This is a genomic window from Cohnella sp. OV330, from assembly GCF_900112065.1.
Classification (GTDB): domain Bacteria; phylum Bacillota; class Bacilli; order Paenibacillales; family Paenibacillaceae; genus Cohnella.
Map to the genome: position 1 here is coordinate 27,219 of NZ_FOKE01000011.1, position 17,545 is coordinate 44,763.

Here is a 17,545-nt window from a genome sequence, read left to right on the forward strand (position 1 = left end):
CGGCGTTCAAGTACTGTCGTAGAGCAGTACTTCGGCGCGACCGCGCGGCTCCGGCGTTTAAGTGGACGCCCCTCTCCCCAACAGGCTAAGATCCCGCGCAACATGTGCAGCATTGCGACTGTTCGGCCGCCGGCGTATCCCTTAGGCTTGAGGGATGAATGCCATGCCCCGCCGCAAAAGGAGCGATGCCTGCCATGAACGCCATCCAAGCGCGAATCGAAGCGCTGCGGCAATACGCGCCTACGCTGACGGCGCCGAACGATCTTGATCCCTTCTGGGCGCGCGCATGCCGGGAGGCCGAAGCATCGGCCCCCTATACCGACATCGAGCCCGCCGACTCCCCTTTTCAGCGAGCCAAAGTGTTCAAAGTAATCTATTCCGGAGCGGCCGACACGCCTGTCCACGCCTGGCTCCTGCTGCCGCCGGAACCGCTGCGACGGCCTGCGCCCTGCGTCGTCGTCTTTCACGGTTACTCCCTCTCCAAGGGCTTGCCCGAGGAACATGCGGCTTGGCTGCTCATGGGCTATGCCGTGCTCGCCCACGACGTGCGCGGCCAAGGCGGCGATACGGGCAACGGGCTGCCCCAGTCGCACGGCATGGCCAAAGGATGGATTACGCAGGGCATCCTCGATCCGGAGCGCTCTTACTTCCGGGCGATCGCGATCGACGCCTTGCGAGCCGTTCGGTGCGCGATGGCCCTCCCCGACATCGACCCCGCGCTGGTATTCGCCTTCGGCGGCAGCCAGGGCGGCGGACTGGCGCTGCTCGCGGCCGCCTTCGCTCCCGGGCTGCGGGCGGCGATCGCGCACGTACCGAACCTATGCCATATGGATCTCGGCATGATGCAGTCGATCGGCTCGATCTCGGAGGCGGCGGACTTCGCGGCACGATTCCCGGACCGCCTGGATGACGTGCTCCGAACGCTCGGCTACTTCGACATCTTGAATCTGGCGCATCGCATCACGCTGCCCGTACACGTCACGGTCGGGCTGAAAGACACGACCTGCCTGCCCGAGACGATCTTTGCCGCCTACAACCGGATCGCCTCCGCGAACAAATCGATCGAGGTCCATCCGTTTATGGGACATGCGATGCCGCATGGGTATTACGCGGCCGCTCACGCCTTTTACTCGCGGTTGATGCGTTAGCTCGCCGTTCTTCGGGAGTTTGCAGACGATCGGGCCTCCCTGCGGAGCAGTCCCTCCAGCGCGAATTTGACCAGCGCGGATTTGACGACATAGATCGGGAACGAGTAGACGTGGCGCCAATTGAGCATCTCGTACAGATCGATCCATACGCTAAGGGGCTCCAGAACGAACGCAAACACCGCTCCCATGATCGTTTCCGCGATCAAAAACGAACGCCATTTGGTGAAGTATTGGTAGACCAGCATATGCAGGACGGGCAACATCGCGAAGTCGACCGCCGACAGCTCGGGAATGAATCGAAATAGCTTATGCGGATATATCCATAAATTCAGCTCGTAGCCGATATGATCCAACAAGAAAACGAGGTACCCGATCGAGACGCCGAATAACAAAATATCCTTCAGTCTCGCTTTATCGACGAGCTTCCACCAGACGATCCATGGCAGGATGAGAGCCGCCAGCATCAACCACCATTGAGGTGAAAAAAGATCGTAGTTCAGCCAATATTCTTGTCTGAGCTCAGTCAGCTTCCGATGGACATCCTCCATTTCGCCGAGCAGGGACTCCTCCGACATGCTTGTTCGACCTCCGATCCGATTCGCCGACTGCGGGACCGCGCATACTCGCCGCCGACGACAATCGCAGCCGCGGCTACAAACGCCAGCGCCCAGGCTCGCTCTGGTTATTGTTGCCTGCAAAGGCATAACTATGCGAGCGGCGGGGTAGTCGCGTGTTTAACCGTGCAGGATACCGCCGAAAACGATAGCTTTCCGCCGTCGTCCTTGCCGCTTAGCCGGTGCTATAATGCCGATTAACGCGAACGGAAACGACGGAAAGAGGGGAATCACGATGACGAATCGAATGCCGCCGACGGATGCGGAGGATTGGCGGACCTGGACGCCGCACGAAGCGCTGGCGCCGGAATTCGGCAAAGCCGGGCGGGACGGCGAGCCCGTCTTGATCATTCGGGCGACGGGCTCGCCGAACGCCTACGGAAAATGGACATGCAAGGCGGCGGACATCGCAGGGGGAAAGACCTACGACGTCGGCGCCGATTATCTCCCGATCGGCATAGATGCGACTCGCGCGGACGTGTACGCGCTGCTCACCTGGTCCGACGCGGAGGGTAAGCTGCTTACTCGCGACTACGTGGATCAAACCCGCGAGCCGCTCGAGGGCGGCTGGATCGGCCTCCGAAGAACGATGACGGCGCCCGCAGGCGCCGCGTCCGTCGAATTGGAGCTCGCGTTCAGATGGTCGGCCGGCGGCGAAGTCGCCTGGCGAAGGCCATCGGTCGCGGAGGCCGCAGAGACCGCGCAGCCGCCTATCAGAACGGTTCGCGTCGCCACGACGCTGATCAACAAGTTCGCCGGCAGCCGCGCGGACAATTTGAAGGATATGAGCGACGTGCTGGACCAAGCCGGCGCGCAGCAGGCGGATATCGTATGTCTGAGCGAGGGCGTCTACGAACAAGGCGTCGGCGGGCGGGGCTACGGCCGATTCGGCGAGCCGATTCCCGGGGCCTTCACGAATTTCCTGGCAAGCCATGCGCGGAAGCACAGGTATTACGTCATCGCGAGCCTCTTTGAGACCGACGGAGACATGCTCTACAACGCCGCCGTCCTGATCGACCGGGACGGCAGCATCGCGGGAAAATACCGCAAAACGCATCTGCCGCTCTTCGAAGCCGAGATGGGCGTGACGCCGGGCAGCGAATACCCGGTGTTCGACGCCGACTTCGGCCGGATCGGCATCCTGATCTGCTGGGACAGCTACTTTCCCGAGCCCGCGCGACTGCTCTCGCTCAAGGGCGCGGAGGTGCTCTTCGTGCCGACGCAGGGCAACGCGCGCATCCAGTCGCTCGCGAGAGCGGTCGACAACGGCGTTCATGTCGTGGTCGCCGGCATGTGGGAGGAGATGCCCAGCCGGATCGTCGACCCCCGGGGCCACGTGATCGCGGAGCTATCCGAGGAGGCACACGGCGTCGCGATCGCAGAGATCGACCTGGGCAAGCCTTACTACAAGAACTGGCTATCGGTCGGCGACGCCGACGGCGAAGCCCGCTCGCTGTTCCGCCGGGAGCGGCGCCCGGGCACGTACGGCGACTTAACGATCTAGCCCGAAGCCCGACGTCCGAACCCCGAAGTCCGAAGTCCGCAGCCTGTAGCCCGAAGCGGCCCAACAGTAGAAAATATCGCTCATCAGTGCAGGATTGCGCGCTTACGGCAAAATGAAAGCGCTGATATAGTTAGCCTAAAGCCAAACGCAAACCTAAAGCCTGAACATTTCAACAGCAAACGGGGTAAGCGCATGCACAAATCGCAAGGCTTCATCGCGGAGCTCAAAAAAAACAAAATGCTGTTTCTCATGTTGTCCCCCGCGGTCGTCTACTTTATCTTGTTCAACTACGTGCCGATGGGCGGCGTCATCGTCGCCTTCAAGTACTTCGAGTTCGACAAGGGCATCTTCCACAGCCCCTGGGTCGGTCTAAGAAACTTCTCCTTCTTCTTCCGGTCCGGCCAGGCGTGGCTTCTGACCAGTAACACGATCCTTTACAACCTGGCCTTCATCCTGGTCGGCATGGCGTTCCAGGTCGGCGTCGCGATCATCTTCTCCGAGCTCAAGGGCAAATGGCTCAAAAAAGTCATGCAGTCCTCGATGCTCCTGCCGTACTTCATCTCATGGGTCGTCGTCGGCTCGTTCGTGTACGGCATTTTCAACTACGAGTTCGGCAGCCTCAATACGCTGCTCAAGTCGCTCGGGATGGATCCGGTCGACGTCTACGGCAATCCCTCCGCCTGGTTTTTCATCATCGTCGGCTTTTACCTGTGGAAGCTCATCGGCTACGGCAGCATCGTCTACCTGGCCGCGATCATGGGCATCAACCCCGAGCTGTACGAGTCGGCAGAGCTGGACGGGGCGAATATTTTCCAGCGCATCCGCTATATCACGCTTCCGCTGCTTAAGATCACGATCGTCATCATGGTCCTGCTCCAGGTCGGCGGCATCCTGCGAGGCAATCTGGACATGTTCTACCAGCTCGTCGGGAACAACGGGCTCCTGTTCAACAAGACCGACGTCATCGACACGTTCGTGTTCCGCGCGCTGTACCAACAGGGGCTCGATCTGGGGCTGCCGGCCGCGGCTGGCTTGTACCAATCGGCGGTGGGCTTCGTCATCATCATCTCGCTGAACTACATCATCAAGAAGGTCAATCCCGATTATGCGCTATTCTAGGAGTGGTCTCATGGCGGAAAACCGAATCAGAAAGGCCGATACGCTCGCCTTCAACATCATCGGCTATATCTTCGTGGGGCTCATCTCCATCCTGTGCCTGGTCCCGTTCCTGCTCACCGTGTCGGGATCGGTCACGAAGGATTCGTCGCTCTTCGAGTACGGGTACCGGCTGATCCCGAAGATGTACTCGCTTGAAGCCTACAAGCTGATCTTCCGTACGCCGGAGGTCATCACGGGCGCCTATACAGTGACGGTCCTGCTCGTCGTATCGGGCACCGCGCTTGGCCTGTTCCTCACCGCGATGACGTCCTACGTGCTGCACCGCAAGGATTTCAAATACCGCAACAAGTTTTCCTTCTTCTTTTTCTTCACGACGCTGTTCAGCGGGGGACTCGTGCCATGGTATCTCGTGATGATCAATCTGGGGATGAAAAACAGTTTCCTGGCGCTGCTGCTCCCCCACCTGTTCGCCGTGTTCCATATCATCATCATGCGGACGTTTTTTACGACCATACCCGAGAGTCTCGGCGAATCCGCCAAGATCGACGGCGCCGGCGACTTCACCATCTTCCTGAGGCTCTATCTGCCCATCTCGCTGCCCGCGCTGTCCACGATCGGCCTGTTCATCGCCTTAACCTATTGGAATGACTGGTATCAGGCGATGCTGTTCATCACCAAGCCGAACCTGATGCCGCTCCAATACCATCTCTACAAGGTGTTCAATTCGATGCAAGCTGCCCAGATCGTCGCGCAGAAGACCGGAATGCCGGTCGCCCAGCTGCCGACGGAGACGTTCAAGCTCGCCATGACCGTCGTCGTCACGGGGCCGATCATTCTGGTGTATCCGTTCGTTCAGAAATACTTCGTCAAGGGCATGACCGTAGGCGCGGTTAAAGGGTAAAGCTGGAACTTTCCAGTTCACCATATATTCGAGGGGGACACGACATGCAAAGAAAACGATTCAAATCAGGCTTCATCTTATCCTCGCTGCTCGCCGCCATGATGATCTTCACCGGCTGCTCGAACGACGCGGGGAGCGGCTCGAACGCGAGCCCCAGCGCTTCTGCTTCGGCGAGCCCGTCCGCCGAGGCTTCGGGGACGCAAAGCGCTTCGCCGTCGGCCGCGGCGCCATCCGGACCGGACATCTCCAAGAAGGTCGAGCTCAGCATGTACCTGCCGTCGGACGGCGCGCCCGACGCCAAGCTGATCCACGAGGAACTGAACAAGATGACCGAGCGCGACATCAACGCCACGGTCAAGATCACGTTCCTGTCCAACGACGCTTACAACCTGATGCTGTCCTCCGGCGAGAAATTCGATCTGATCTTCGCCGCCAACTACATGAACTATGCGGACAACGCCAGAAGAGGCGCCTTCAAGGAGATCACGCCGGAGATGCTGAGCGCGTACGCCCCGATGACCGCGAAGGAGGACAAGGATAAGCTGGCCGGCGGCTACGTCGGCGGCAAGATGTTCGCGATCCCGACCTTGTCGGCAAGCTTCAACTACAGCACCTACGTCGTCCGCGGCGACCTGATGAAAAAGTACAACGTGCCGGACATCAAGACGATCGACGACTTCGGCGTCTATCTGGACGCGGTCGCCAAGAACGAGAAAAGCATGATCCCTTACAACATGGGCAAGAACGACGCCTGGACGCTCTGCGCCCTGTACTTCGGCAACAACAACCTGATGGCGCCGGGCACGCCGAACTGCACGAGCCCGATCGCCCTCAAGAAGGACGATCCTTCTCTCCAGCTGGTGTACACGTTCGATCTGCCCGAGACGACGGCATTCATCAAGAAGATGAAGCAATGGAAGGACGCCGGCTACTGGTCCAAAAACGCGCTGTCGAACACGGTCACCCTGAACGACTCCTTTAAAAACGGCAAAAACGCGGCGCTGATCACCAGCATACCTGGCGCGAACAATATCTATAACGAATTGAACAAATCGCACCCGGAGTGGGATCTGCGGATCTATCCCGCCTTCCAAGGCTCGATCGACCGTTACTCCTACATGGCCGGCGGCATGGCGATCGGCGCGAAGTCCGAGAACGCCGAGCGCGCGCTCATGCTGCTTGATCTGCTGCGGTATAACGAAGATTACAACATGCTGACGCAGTATGGTTTCAAAGGCACGCACTACACGATTAACGATAAAGGCGACATCGTCTTCCCCGCGGACAGCAAGTACCCGCCGAACGCGGCCGGCACGTGGGGCTGGACGAACGAGACGTACACGAAGGTATTCGACGGCTCCTTCCCGAACTATGCCGAGCTGCTCGCGGATGCTAAATCGCGGTATGAGCCGAACCCGCTGGTCGATTTCTCGATCGACGCCAAGGAGATCAGCGACGTCACCACCAACTTGAGCAACCTGTTCACCCAATATGCCGGACCGCTGTACATGGGCTTCACGAACGACGTGGACGCCGGCATCCAGGAGTACAAGGATCAAATGAAGAAGGCCGGTATCGAACGCTACAAAGAGGCCGCGCAGGCGCAAATCGACGCGTATATGAAGGCCAAATAAATTTGGATTTCCCGTCTGCCCGGAGGGCTTTAGCGGTCAATTTGCTGCTGGAGCCCTTTTAGGCACCTATGCTATGATTTTCCAAAAGGCGCATCATCGCAGGAACGGTTCACAGTCTGGCCCCGGGAGAATCGAGAATATGGCGAAGCTGATTATCGTAGACGACGAAAAATCGACGAGAGAGGGCCTGGTCCAATACATTCCGTGGAACAGCCTCGGCATCGACGAGGTGGAGAGCGCGGGATCGGGACCGGAGGCGCTCGCGGCGGCCGCGCGGATGCGGCCCGACATCTTGCTGTCCGATATTCGGATGCCCGGCATGAACGGCATCGAGTTCGCCACCCGGCTCCGGCTCGTACTGCCGGACTGCAAGATCATCTTCTTGAGCGGCTACGCGGACAAGGAGTACCTGAAGTCGGCGATCCGGCTGCGCGCCGTCCACTATCTGGAGAAGCCGATCAATCGCCCGGAGTTGATACGCGCCGTTCGCGAGACCGTGGACGCCCTCGCCCTCGAGCGGATCACGGCGGCGGAGAGCGACGCGATCATCCGGGAGAAGCTTGCGCTGGATTTGATCCGGGAGCATACCGATCCGGCCGGCCTCGCGCAGCAGATCAAGTATGCGTTCGGGGAGCCGCAGCCCGGTGGCCGCTACGTCGCGAGCATCCTTCGAATCGACATCCAGACGGACGGGGCGGCGGACATCGACCGCCATGGTATCGACCGCAATTACAGAGAGCCGATCCGCCGCGCGATCGATGAGGCGTTCGGCAGTCCGCTCTACCGTCACATCGTCGGGTTCATCGACAACCGGCACGTCGTCATTCACTTCTGCGGCATCGGCATCACGAGCCGCAGCCTCCCGCCCGCGGCGCTGGGCAGGCTAAAGGCCATGATCGAAGCAGCGATCGGCGCGGAAGTCGACTTGTTCATGGGCGTCGGCGGATCGACGGACCGCATTTCGGAGGTTCGAGCCTCCTACGAACATGCCGAATCGGCGCTTCAGCGGCGGTTTTTCACCGGCCCGAACCAGGTCGCGATCTACGAGGAGCCGGCCGCGGACACGCCGCCCTATCCGCTGGACGACTCGCGCCTCCTGCCCTTTATATCCAGCCTGCATGCGTTCGATACGGATCAAGCGCTGCGCCATCTCGTCCGCCTTCACGACGAGATCCGGCTGCGTCCCGATCTGCCTGTCGGCCGGGTCAGGACGTTCTTCTACGGCATGCTCCTGGAACTGGACGCCTTTGCCGCGAAGCACAGCGTCCCCTTAGCCGAGCCGAATGAACTTGCTTACGCGCGAGATGCCTTTTTCCGGCTGCCCGACCTGGCCGCCATCCGATCCGAGCTGCTGCGCAGGATCGAGGCCGCGTTGAGCCGCGTTCAAGCGAAAAACAACAACGGACAGCACGTGTACGCCATCATGCAGTATATCCGGGAGCATTATCACGAGGACGGTCTGTCGATTAACCGGATGGCCGAGCATCTGTACCTTACGCCGACCTATCTGTGCCGGATTTTCAAAGAAAAAACGGGCAAAACGATCAATCGGCATATCACGGAGGTTCGGATCGAGAAGGCCAAGGAATACCTGAAGGACGGCCGGGTGAAGCTGTCCGACGTCTCGAGCCGGGTCGGCTATCAGAGCGCCAACCACTTCACCAAGCTGTTCAAGAAGATGACGGGACTGAATCCCTCCGAATTCAAGGAAAGGCAATGACGATGCTCGGCGCGCCGGTGCGCAAGCTGTGGTCGTACGTGCAGGATCTCAAGATCCAGCACAAGCTCATCTTGATTTTCTTTTTTCTGATGATCTTGCCGTTGGGCGCCTTCACGCTGCTCTCCTATAGGCAGGCCGCCCAGACGATTCAGAAAAACACGGTTTATTCGGCCAGCCAGTCGTTCGAGCAGGCGGCTTCCTCCCTCGAGTCCAGGATCCGCAGCGCGTCGCTGATCTCCGACTATATCATTCTCGACGAAGAAGCGAGCCGGATCTTCGGCCGGATGGACGCCGCCTCCTACGCCATTCCGGCGCAGGTCAAAGACGGCGCGTATCTGCTGCGGATGTTCCGATACCTGCTGCGCAACCAGGATATTTTCCTCATTCGCCTGTTCGTGCCGGACGAGCTCGTATTCGCAGGCGACGGCCAGTCGATTTACGGCCTGAGCGGCGTCCGCGACGCGTCCTGGTACGGGCGGCTGCTGAGCAGCAACGGCAAATTGCTGCTGACGCCGACGAAGACGCAATATACCGAGACGACGGGCGCGATCTCGCAGCACCCGGTCTTGTCCACCCTGCGCCTGGTCAAAAATCCGAACGACTACGCGAGAAACATGGGCGTGCTCAGCGTGGACATCCTGCAAAGCGACGTTCGGTCGATGCTAGAACAGGCCGCCCGTATCACGAATTCCGGCGTCGTCTATCTCGCGGACGCCGACGGCGAGATCGTTCAGTCGTCCGCGGACGCGGCGCAGACGGCGCGCTGGCGCATCGCGGACGATCCGGCGGAGCCATGGCAGCGCGCGAAGGTGAACGGCAAGGAGGCAATCGTCGGATACCGGACGATCGCAGGCTCCGACTGGCGGATGGTGAGCGTCATCCCGCTCGAGGACATCCTGGCCGCCAGCGCGCATCAGCGGAACGTGCTCATTCTCGTCATGATCGCCATGACCGTCGCGGCCTACGGGCTTGCCTATATCAGCTCGATCTCCAGCACGCGGCGGATCTACCGCCTCATCTTCAAGATGCGGCAGGTGCAAAGCGGCCATCTGTCCGTCATCCACCAGAATTTCGGCAGGGACGAGATCGGCGAGCTGGCGGATTCCTATAATTTCATGATCAAAAAAATCGAAGTGCTGATCGAGGACCAGTTCAAGACCGGGCAAGCGATGAAAAATACGGAACTGAAGCTGGTCCAAGCGGAGCTCAAGGCGCTGCAGTCGCAGATCAATCCCCACTTTTTGTACAACACGCTCGATCTGATCAATTGGATGGCCATCAAGCACGATTGCCCGGATATCGAATCGCTCATCGGCTCCCTCTCGAGCTTCTACAAGCTGAGTCTCAGGAAGGGCCGCGACATCGTCTCGATCGAAGACGAGCTGCAGCATCTGCGAACGTACGTCGATATTCAGAATCACCGGTTCGAGGACAGCATCCGATTGGTCGTGGACGTCGATCCCGGCATCCTGGCCTGCGAGATCCCGAAGATCACCCTGCAGCCGCTGGTCGAAAACAGCATCATGCACGGCATTCAGATGAAGCCGGACAAGCGCGGGACGGTGACCGTGAGCGGGAAGCTCGAAGACGGCGACATCGTGCTCCTGGTGCGGGACGACGGCGTCGGCATGAGCGAGGCGGCATTGTCCGGCATGCTTGAGCGGCCCTCGCGGGACGAGTACCATGGCTTCGGCGTCTACAATATTCATGAGCGGTTGAAATTGTCCTTCGGCTCGCCGTACGGCCTGCGCTACGAGAGCCGGCCGGGCGAAGGCACCACCGCGGAGATACGGATTCCCCCGGCGAAAGGGTTCGGAAACGCCTCGTAAATCATGAACGCGATGGAACGGGCATAGGCCGTCATGGCCGCATGCCCCTTCCTGCAGTCGCGCCCATGTATGTAAACGTTTTCATAAAAAGAGCTCGGCCAGTTCCAGCTTGAAGGGAGTGATGCCCGCCAACCGATTCCCGCTGTATGATGCCCCGCCAAGCACGAGCAGCTATCCCATTTAAAAAAGGAGATGAAGTTGCAGTGAAAAAGAAAAGCATCCTCGCGTTCTTGACCGCATTCAGCATGATCGCCTCGTTGTTGGGACTCTGGCCGGCACTCCCCGCAGGCATCGCCCAGGCCACGGGTACGACCTACTACGTCAGTCCGACCGGCAGCGCGACCAACACCGGCCTCACGACCGGCTCGCCATGGACGTTGACCAAGGCGGCCGCCACGGTGACGGCAGGCGACACCGTACTGTTCATGAACGGCGTCTATACCGAACAGCTCGTCCCGCTGAACAGCGGCACGGCGGGCAATCCGATCACCTACAAGGCGCTGAATCCGGGTCAAGCGACGCTGACCTACACGGTGACGACGAATCCGATGGACAATCACATGGTCATTAAGATCAAAGGAAAATCGTACCTGACGATCAGCGGCTTCAAGGTGAAGGGCAATCTGAATTACGGGAAATGGCTGCTCCTCGACAGCAGCAACGGCACCGCGACCGGGACGAAGAACACCAACATCACGATCTCGGACAACGTGTTCAGCTATGCCACGGGCGGCTGGGGGCCGCGCGCGCCCTTCTCCGTCAACTATACCGAGCAGTTGAAGCTGCTGAACAATACGATGACCGAGGCGTACGACGGAGACGATCTGATCTCCTTCGCCAATAGCTCCAAGCTGCTCATCCAGGGCAACGACTTCAGCAAAGCCAGGCATACTGTCGTCGTGTTCGGTTATGCCGGCGCCTATAACAGCGTGAACGACGTCGTCGTGCGGAGCAACGTGTTCAACAGCCAGTGGAGCCGCAACTTCGAAGTGTTCCCGAACAGCCGGATCCTGTTCGAAGGCAATGTGTTCTCCGAGCAGCGCTACGGCTCGGGCAACGCATCGTCGCGGGATTCCATCCACGCCGACCGGCTCATTTTCCGCAACAACCGCTTCATCCGCAACTACAGCGGGGGCACGTTGAGCAGCGCCCCTTATAATGACGGATCGACCGATCTGTACTTCGCGAACTCCGTTTTTTACAACAACGTATTCGCCGAGAACGAAGTATTCGCGTACCTGTTCGGCGGCAACGGCGTGTACAAGATCAAAAACAACTTCTTCAAAAACAACATTTTCTATAACAACGATCAGAACGCATCGAACCGCAATTTGAGATACTTCGAGCGGAAGAACAATCCCGACGGCACCCAGACGTTCGCGTTTATCGACAACAACTTCTGGAACGGTACGGGCGTGACGCCTTACATCCTCGGCACCAACAACAACTTTGTATTCAGCGACAACGATTATAAGCTGTGGACGCTGGCGGAGGTCGAGGCGATGTCGGACGCCTCAGGCTCCCAGGTGCCGCAGTTCGACGACAACACGAACGTGAATCCGATGTTCAAGGACCCGGGCGATTACGACTTCACCCTCCAGCTCGGCAGTCCGATGGTCGACGCCGGCACGAATCTGACGACGGCCTCGGCCGCCGGTACCGCGAGCACGACGCTGAACGTCGTCAACCCGAACTACTTCTACGACGGCTGGGGCATTGCAGGCGAGACGGGCGATGTCATCTCCGTCGGTTCCGCTTCCAATCGCGCCCGCATCGCGAACATCGCGTACACGGCCGATCCGGCCACCGGCGTCGTGACCGGCGGCACGCTCACGCTGGATACGCCGCTCACCTGGTCGAACGGCGCTTCGGTCAACATCGCCTATGCCGGCAGCGCGCCGGATCTGGGCCTCGCGGAGACGGGTTCGACGGCGCCCGCGTCCCTGCAAGTCACGACCGCCACGTTCAAGTCCACCGTCGGCACCTCGGTTCCGTTCGATGCCGACGTATTCGGCAGCTTCACGCCCGTCTCCTACGCCTGGCGCTTCGGGGACGGCTCGACGGGCACGGGCGCGGCGCCGAGCCACGCCTATTCGCAGCCGGGGCAATATACGGTGTACGCCACGGCGACCGATGCGACCGGCAAGACGGTCTCCGGCGTGACGTACGTGATCGTCAATGCCGCGAATTATCTGAGCCAGCCGATGGTGTACCACTCGTTCGACGCGGACGATCGCCTGTATGCGCAAGTGTTCCGCTATAGCAAGCGCGGCAACGAAGTACCGAGCGCCACGCGCCAGTTCGAAGGGACGAACGGCGTCATCCACGTGCCGTACAACAGCGGTAACGACGAGACCAAGCAGCTTCGGTACGCCTATTATCCGACGGACTGGAACATCGACCAATTCCCGATCGTCAGCGCCAAGTACAAGGTGAACCCGGGTACGCCGCTGCTGCTCGCGCTCGAAGCTTACCCGCTCGGCCGGGACGAGCAGGACAATCAGATGTATCCGATCGCGGCGACCGCTTCCGCGAATCAGCCGACTGCCGCTTACACCCTCATCGACGACGGAGAGTGGCATACGATCGAGGTCGACGCCCGGGACATTCGAGATCTCGGGGGAACTTACGCGGGCTTGAACTACCTGCGCTCCGCAGGCTTCCGCATCAAAAACTTCGGCTCCGCGGGCATGGAGTACTGGATCGACGACTTCAGCATCAAGCCTGAAACGACGTCGCCCCTGACCATCGCCGAAGCGCCGGTCGACTGGACCAATCAAGACACGACGGTCACGCTGAACGCGAGCGATGACGGATCGGGCGTCAGCGCGACGTACTACAAGGTGAACGGGGGCGACGTTCGGACCGGCTCCGCGGTCACCCTGACCGAAGAGGGCGTGCATTCGATCGTTTATTGGAGCGCGGACCGAGCGGGCAACGTCGAGTCCGAGCGTACCGCGATCGTGAAGATCGACAAGACGCCGCCTACGCTCGACGTGCAGCTCGACAAGACGACGCTGTGGCCGGCGAATCACAAGATGGTGACCGTGAACGCCGCGCTGCAGGCGAACGATAGCGGCTCGGGCATCGCATTCACTGAGCTGACGTCCATCGCGAGCAGCGAGCAGGACGGCGGCGATGACGACATTCAAGCCGCTATCGGCACGGAAGCGCACACGTTCGACTTACGCGCCGAGCGATCGGGCAGCGGGCAGGGACGTACGTACACCGTCACCTATACCGCGACCGACGCAGCGGGCAACCAGACGGCCGTCTCCGTCCCCATCACCGTTCCGCATGACCGTTCGAATCACGCGGACGCTCCCGGAGACAAGGAGATTTAAGCGGCCTGGGTACCGCTAAAATAGAACGCGGCAAGAGCGCCGCTGCACTGCCTGGCCTACGCGTTGGTGCACATATTTTGTGCACCAACGCGGCAAGTTCGTCGGCGCTCTGCCCAATCTACGCCATGGTGCACATATTTTGTGCACCAACGCGGCAAGTTCGTCGGCGCTCTGCCCAATCTACGCCATGGTGCACATAAAATGTGCACCAGCCATCTTTAGCGGCATGCGAACCGGCATTGACCAATACGCCAAACGGGATGAGGCAGGAACCCACCTGCTTCATCCCGTTTTTGCGCGATCGGGCTTCGTAGTCAGTACCGCGCACACGGGATAGTGGTCCGAAGGATACCGCCCCTCGTACTTGCCCCGGTCCACCTCGATTCGTTGCACGGCGACGCCGGGCGAGGCGAAGATATAGTCAATCGGCTCCCCGGCCTCACCGCCCCTGAAGTCATGGAACGTCGCGCCCGCCTTCGCGGCCCCTCCAGGCAGTGCCGAATAACCGTTCACGTAACCCGCCTGCTCCAGCCCGCGCACGGCCGCATGCGCCGGACCGACATTGAAGTCGCCCGTCAGTACGACGGACGCCCCCGTCCGCGCCCGCAGCTCTCCGATCCGACCCATGATCAGCCGCATCCCGTTCACCTGCGCCGGCTCGCTGACATGGTCGAGATGCGTGTTGAACACCGTCAACCCGCCTCCGTCCCCGCCTCCATCCGCAGTGCCGTTCAGCCTGACCCACGTGCACATCCGCGGATAGTCCGCGCCCCAGCCCAGCTCTCCGAGCCGTTCGGGCGTCTCCGACAGTCCGAAACTGCCGTATTCCGCGACGCTCGCCTTGCTGTTCTTGTACCAGACCGCGCAGAACTCGTCCGCTTGCCCGCCGCGCCGGCCTTCTCCTACCCATGCATAGTCCGGCAGCAACGGCGCCAGGTCCAGCAGCATCGCATAGAGCGCCTCCTGCACGCACACGACGTCCGGATCGTGGCGCAATATCGCCTTAGCGACGGCTTTCGGGCGCCGCGGCCAGGCATTGTCCCCGTCCGACGGGACGTTCGTTCGCAGATTAAACGTCATCACTTTCCATTCCAAACGTATCACCTCGGGTTCGAATTGGCGCACAAGCCATGCAACTTGAGAACAGTTTACCTCTCGGGTCCCGTTCGGTCTATATCCGCTTTTCGCGACCGTAAGCTCCGCTGCGGGCCGGATTCGGCCATGACCGAATCATTTTCTAGCCAACGCTGTCACCTTTTGCGCCCAACGCGATACTCTATATAGACAAATGACTACTTTCAACGGAGGGTTTTTAATGAATCGTGGATTTTTCCCCGGCGGCGGTGTTGGTGGCGGTGTTGGCGGAGGTTTCGGCGGCGTTGGTGGAGGTTTTGGCGGCGGGTTCGGTCGTCGTCCTTTCTTTCGCCCCTTCCCCCACCCTTTCTTCCCCGGCCGCGCCTTGTTTCCGTTTTTCTTCTTTTCTCCGTTTTTCTTTCCCTTCTTCAGGGACGGACAATCGGACGACATGCTGTTCGCGCAGCATCAAGCCCAGCATGGCGATACGTTAGCTTCGGTAGGCCACAAGTACAATATCCCTCATGCGATTTTGGAAGAAGCCAACCCGCAACTGTCCAATCCTAGCCAGCTTCAAGCCGGAGAGATGGTTTACATCCCCCGCATTTCCAATATGATGTGTCAAAAATCTTACACGGAAATGCCGGCATCGGAGCAGCAGGCACAGCCGGCGATGCAGGGCCAGTATAAATAACGAAAACAGACATAAGCCGCCAATCCTGGAGATTGGCGGCTTATTAATTGAAGAAGCGATTGGCAGCTCGTTGCGTCAGGCGCAGGTCACTTCATCCCGCTAAGCGCGATGCCCTGAATGATGCGCTTCTGGAAAATCAAGAACAGCACGATGAGCGGCAGTACGGACACGGTCGCGCCAGTCATGATCAGAATCCAGCCGCTGTTGTCCTTCAATTCGCTGGAGAAGTAGACCATGCCGACAGGCAGCGTATAATTGCCTTCCGTCTGCAGCACGATGAACGGCCAGATAAATTGGTTCCAGCTCGAGATGAAGCTGAGAATCGCGAGCGTGACCATCGCCGGCTTCACGAGCGGCACTGCGATCGAGGCGAACACGCGCCATTCGTTCAACCCGTCGATGCGCGCGGCGTCCAGCAGCTCCGAAGGCAGCGAAGACATGAACTGGCGCATGAGGAAAATGCCGAACGCCGAGATCAGGCCCGGCAGCAGTAGCCCGACGTACGTATCGGTCAGATGCAGATCGGACGCCAGCAAATACCATGGAATGATCAGCATCTCCGTCGGAACCATCAGCGTGCTGATAATGAACAGAAAAATGATTTTTTGCCCGGCGAACTGGAACTTGGCCAGCACGTACCCGACCGCGGTATCGAAGATCAGCACCGACACCGTCGTGACGACGGCGACGACGGCCGTATTCGCGATCCAGCGGCCGAACGGCGCCTTGTCGAACAGATCGGCATAATTGCCCCAGGTCGCCGGCGACGGAATAAGCCCCATGTCGAACAAATGCTGCGGCTGCTTGAGCGAGGACGCCGCCATCCACAGAAACGGGAACATCGTGACGGCGACGCCCGCGAACAGCAGCGCATACCGGATGACCGCCAGCGCGTCTCGCGCGATCGGCCGGGTCCGCCCCCTATCGACTCTCGTCTGCAATGGATTTGCCCCCCTCAATAGTCGACCTTCCGGTCCAGCACCTTCAGCTGCAGCAGCGTAAACGCCAGCAGAATGACGAACAGCACGACCGTCGCCGCCGACGCGCTGCCCATGTCGAAGCTCTTGAACGCCAGCTTGTATATATGATAGACGAGCGTACGCGTCGAATTGAGCGGACCGCCGTCCTGCGTCATGCTGACGATATGGCCGAACGCCTGCAAATAGGAGATGCCCGCGATGACGGCCGAGAACAGGATGACCGGATTCAACAGCGGGATCGTGATATGGCGGAACCGCCGCCACGCGTTCGCGCCGTCGATCTGCGCGGCTTCATAATACGTACGGGGAATGCCCTCCAGCCCGGTGACGAAAACGAGCATTTGGAAGCCGACGCTTTGCCAGATCATCGCCAGGGCTACGACGAACGGAGCTTGGCGCGGCGACTGCAGGAACAGCTGAGCCGGAATGCCGAGGTTCAGCAGCTGCGCGTTGACCCATCCGTTCGGCATGAGCATCCAGCGGAACACCCAGCTGATCGCGACGATGCTGGTCACGTAAGGGATAAAATACACGGTACGGAAAAATCCCCGCAGCCGCGTCGCGCTCTGCAGCAGCAGCGCGACGGCAAGCCCCGCCGCGAGCTGTCCCGGAATGCCCACCGCGACGAACAGGAACGTATTCGCCAGCGAACGGCGGAACGTCTCGTCCGCGAACAGCGCGGCAAAGTTCGCAAAGCCGACGTACGGCTTCTCCGGGGACAGGACGTCCCACTCCCGGACGCTGATGTTGAAGGAATAAACGATCGGAACGAGCCTCGTTCCCAGGAAATAAAGCAGCGGTATGCCGAGCATCAAATAAATAAAAAGAATGCGCTGGGTCCGATAGGTGAACCGGATCGCAAGCAGCCTGCGTCCCGCCTTGGCGCTGCGCTGGATCGCGCTCGATATCATCGGGGCTTCCCTCCTTCCTCGCACGATCGGGGCCCTGGCCGATCCGCCGGCGCCCCGATCCGTCCGATGCCGC

Annotated in this window: 13 protein-coding genes; 9 read left to right on the top strand and 4 right to left on the bottom strand. The window is 60.0% G+C overall.

Annotated features, from left to right (window positions below; all coding sequences use genetic code 11):
* Window positions 1-194: 194 nt before the first annotated feature.
* The gene (locus BM235_RS23225; RefSeq protein ID WP_090116645.1) at window positions 195-1,148 is read left to right on the top strand and encodes an acetylxylan esterase; all 954 of its coding nucleotides are present in this window, start codon (window positions 195-197) and stop codon (window positions 1,146-1,148) included.
* On the opposite strand, the gene BM235_RS23230 is transcribed toward BM235_RS23225, so the two are convergent.
* A complete protein-coding gene (locus BM235_RS23230) occupies window positions 1,145-1,723 on the bottom strand; it encodes a CBO0543 family protein (RefSeq protein WP_090116646.1) in 579 nt (192 codons plus the stop codon). The genes BM235_RS23225 and BM235_RS23230 overlap by 4 nt on opposite strands.
* A gap of 274 nt (window positions 1,724-1,997) precedes the next feature.
* Here BM235_RS23230 and BM235_RS23235 point away from each other — a divergent pair, with 274 nt between their 5' ends.
* From BM235_RS23235 to BM235_RS23265, 7 genes are all read left to right on the top strand, one after another.
* Window positions 1,998-3,266: a carbon-nitrogen hydrolase family protein gene (locus tag BM235_RS23235; RefSeq protein WP_158544077.1), complete on the top strand. Its 1,269-nt coding sequence runs from the start codon at window positions 1,998-2,000 to the stop codon at window positions 3,264-3,266.
* A gap of 192 nt (window positions 3,267-3,458) precedes the next feature.
* Window positions 3,459-4,385: an ABC transporter permease gene (locus tag BM235_RS23240; RefSeq protein ID WP_090116648.1), complete on the top strand. Its 927-nt coding sequence runs from the start codon at window positions 3,459-3,461 to the stop codon at window positions 4,383-4,385.
* Between the two features lie 10 nt (window positions 4,386-4,395).
* Entirely contained in the window at window positions 4,396-5,286 is an 891-nt protein-coding gene (locus BM235_RS23245; RefSeq protein ID WP_090116649.1) for a carbohydrate ABC transporter permease, read from the top strand.
* A gap of 44 nt (window positions 5,287-5,330) precedes the next feature.
* Window positions 5,331-6,920: a DUF3502 domain-containing protein gene (locus BM235_RS23250; RefSeq protein WP_090116650.1), complete on the top strand. Its 1,590-nt coding sequence runs from the start codon at window positions 5,331-5,333 to the stop codon at window positions 6,918-6,920.
* 139 nt (window positions 6,921-7,059) lie between these two features.
* Window positions 7,060-8,640 carry a response regulator gene (locus BM235_RS23255; RefSeq protein ID WP_158544075.1) on the top strand — a complete coding sequence of 527 codons (1,581 nt, stop codon included), beginning with the start codon at window positions 7,060-7,062 and terminating at the stop codon, window positions 8,638-8,640.
* Window positions 8,637-10,469: a cache domain-containing sensor histidine kinase gene (locus BM235_RS23260; protein WP_090116652.1), complete on the top strand. Its 1,833-nt coding sequence runs from the start codon at window positions 8,637-8,639 to the stop codon at window positions 10,467-10,469. The genes BM235_RS23255 and BM235_RS23260 overlap by 4 nt, the downstream gene beginning before the upstream one ends.
* A gap of 203 nt (window positions 10,470-10,672) precedes the next feature.
* Window positions 10,673-13,813, top strand: a complete 3,141-nt coding sequence (locus BM235_RS23265; RefSeq protein WP_158544072.1) for an OmpL47-type beta-barrel domain-containing protein — start codon at window positions 10,673-10,675, stop codon at window positions 13,811-13,813.
* 282 nt (window positions 13,814-14,095) lie between these two features.
* Here the strand turns inward: BM235_RS23265 and BM235_RS23270 are convergent, their stop codons facing one another.
* Entirely contained in the window at window positions 14,096-14,908 is an 813-nt protein-coding gene (locus BM235_RS23270; RefSeq protein WP_090116654.1) for an endonuclease/exonuclease/phosphatase family protein, read from the bottom strand.
* A 220-nt stretch (window positions 14,909-15,128) separates the two neighbouring features.
* On the opposite strand from BM235_RS23270, the gene BM235_RS23275 reads away from it, so the two are divergent.
* Complete coding sequence (locus BM235_RS23275) at window positions 15,129-15,581, top strand: LysM peptidoglycan-binding domain-containing protein (protein WP_090116655.1); 453 nt, start codon at window positions 15,129-15,131, stop codon at window positions 15,579-15,581.
* A gap of 86 nt (window positions 15,582-15,667) precedes the next feature.
* Here BM235_RS23275 and BM235_RS23280 read toward each other — a convergent pair whose 3' ends face one another.
* Window positions 15,668-16,522 (bottom strand): carbohydrate ABC transporter permease, encoded by an 855-nt coding sequence (locus BM235_RS23280; protein ID WP_255374545.1) that lies wholly within the window; start codon window positions 16,520-16,522, stop codon window positions 15,668-15,670.
* A gap of 14 nt (window positions 16,523-16,536) precedes the next feature.
* Entirely contained in the window at window positions 16,537-17,472 is a 936-nt protein-coding gene (locus tag BM235_RS23285) for a carbohydrate ABC transporter permease (protein ID WP_090116656.1), read from the bottom strand.
* Window positions 17,473-17,545 lie beyond the last annotated feature (73 nt).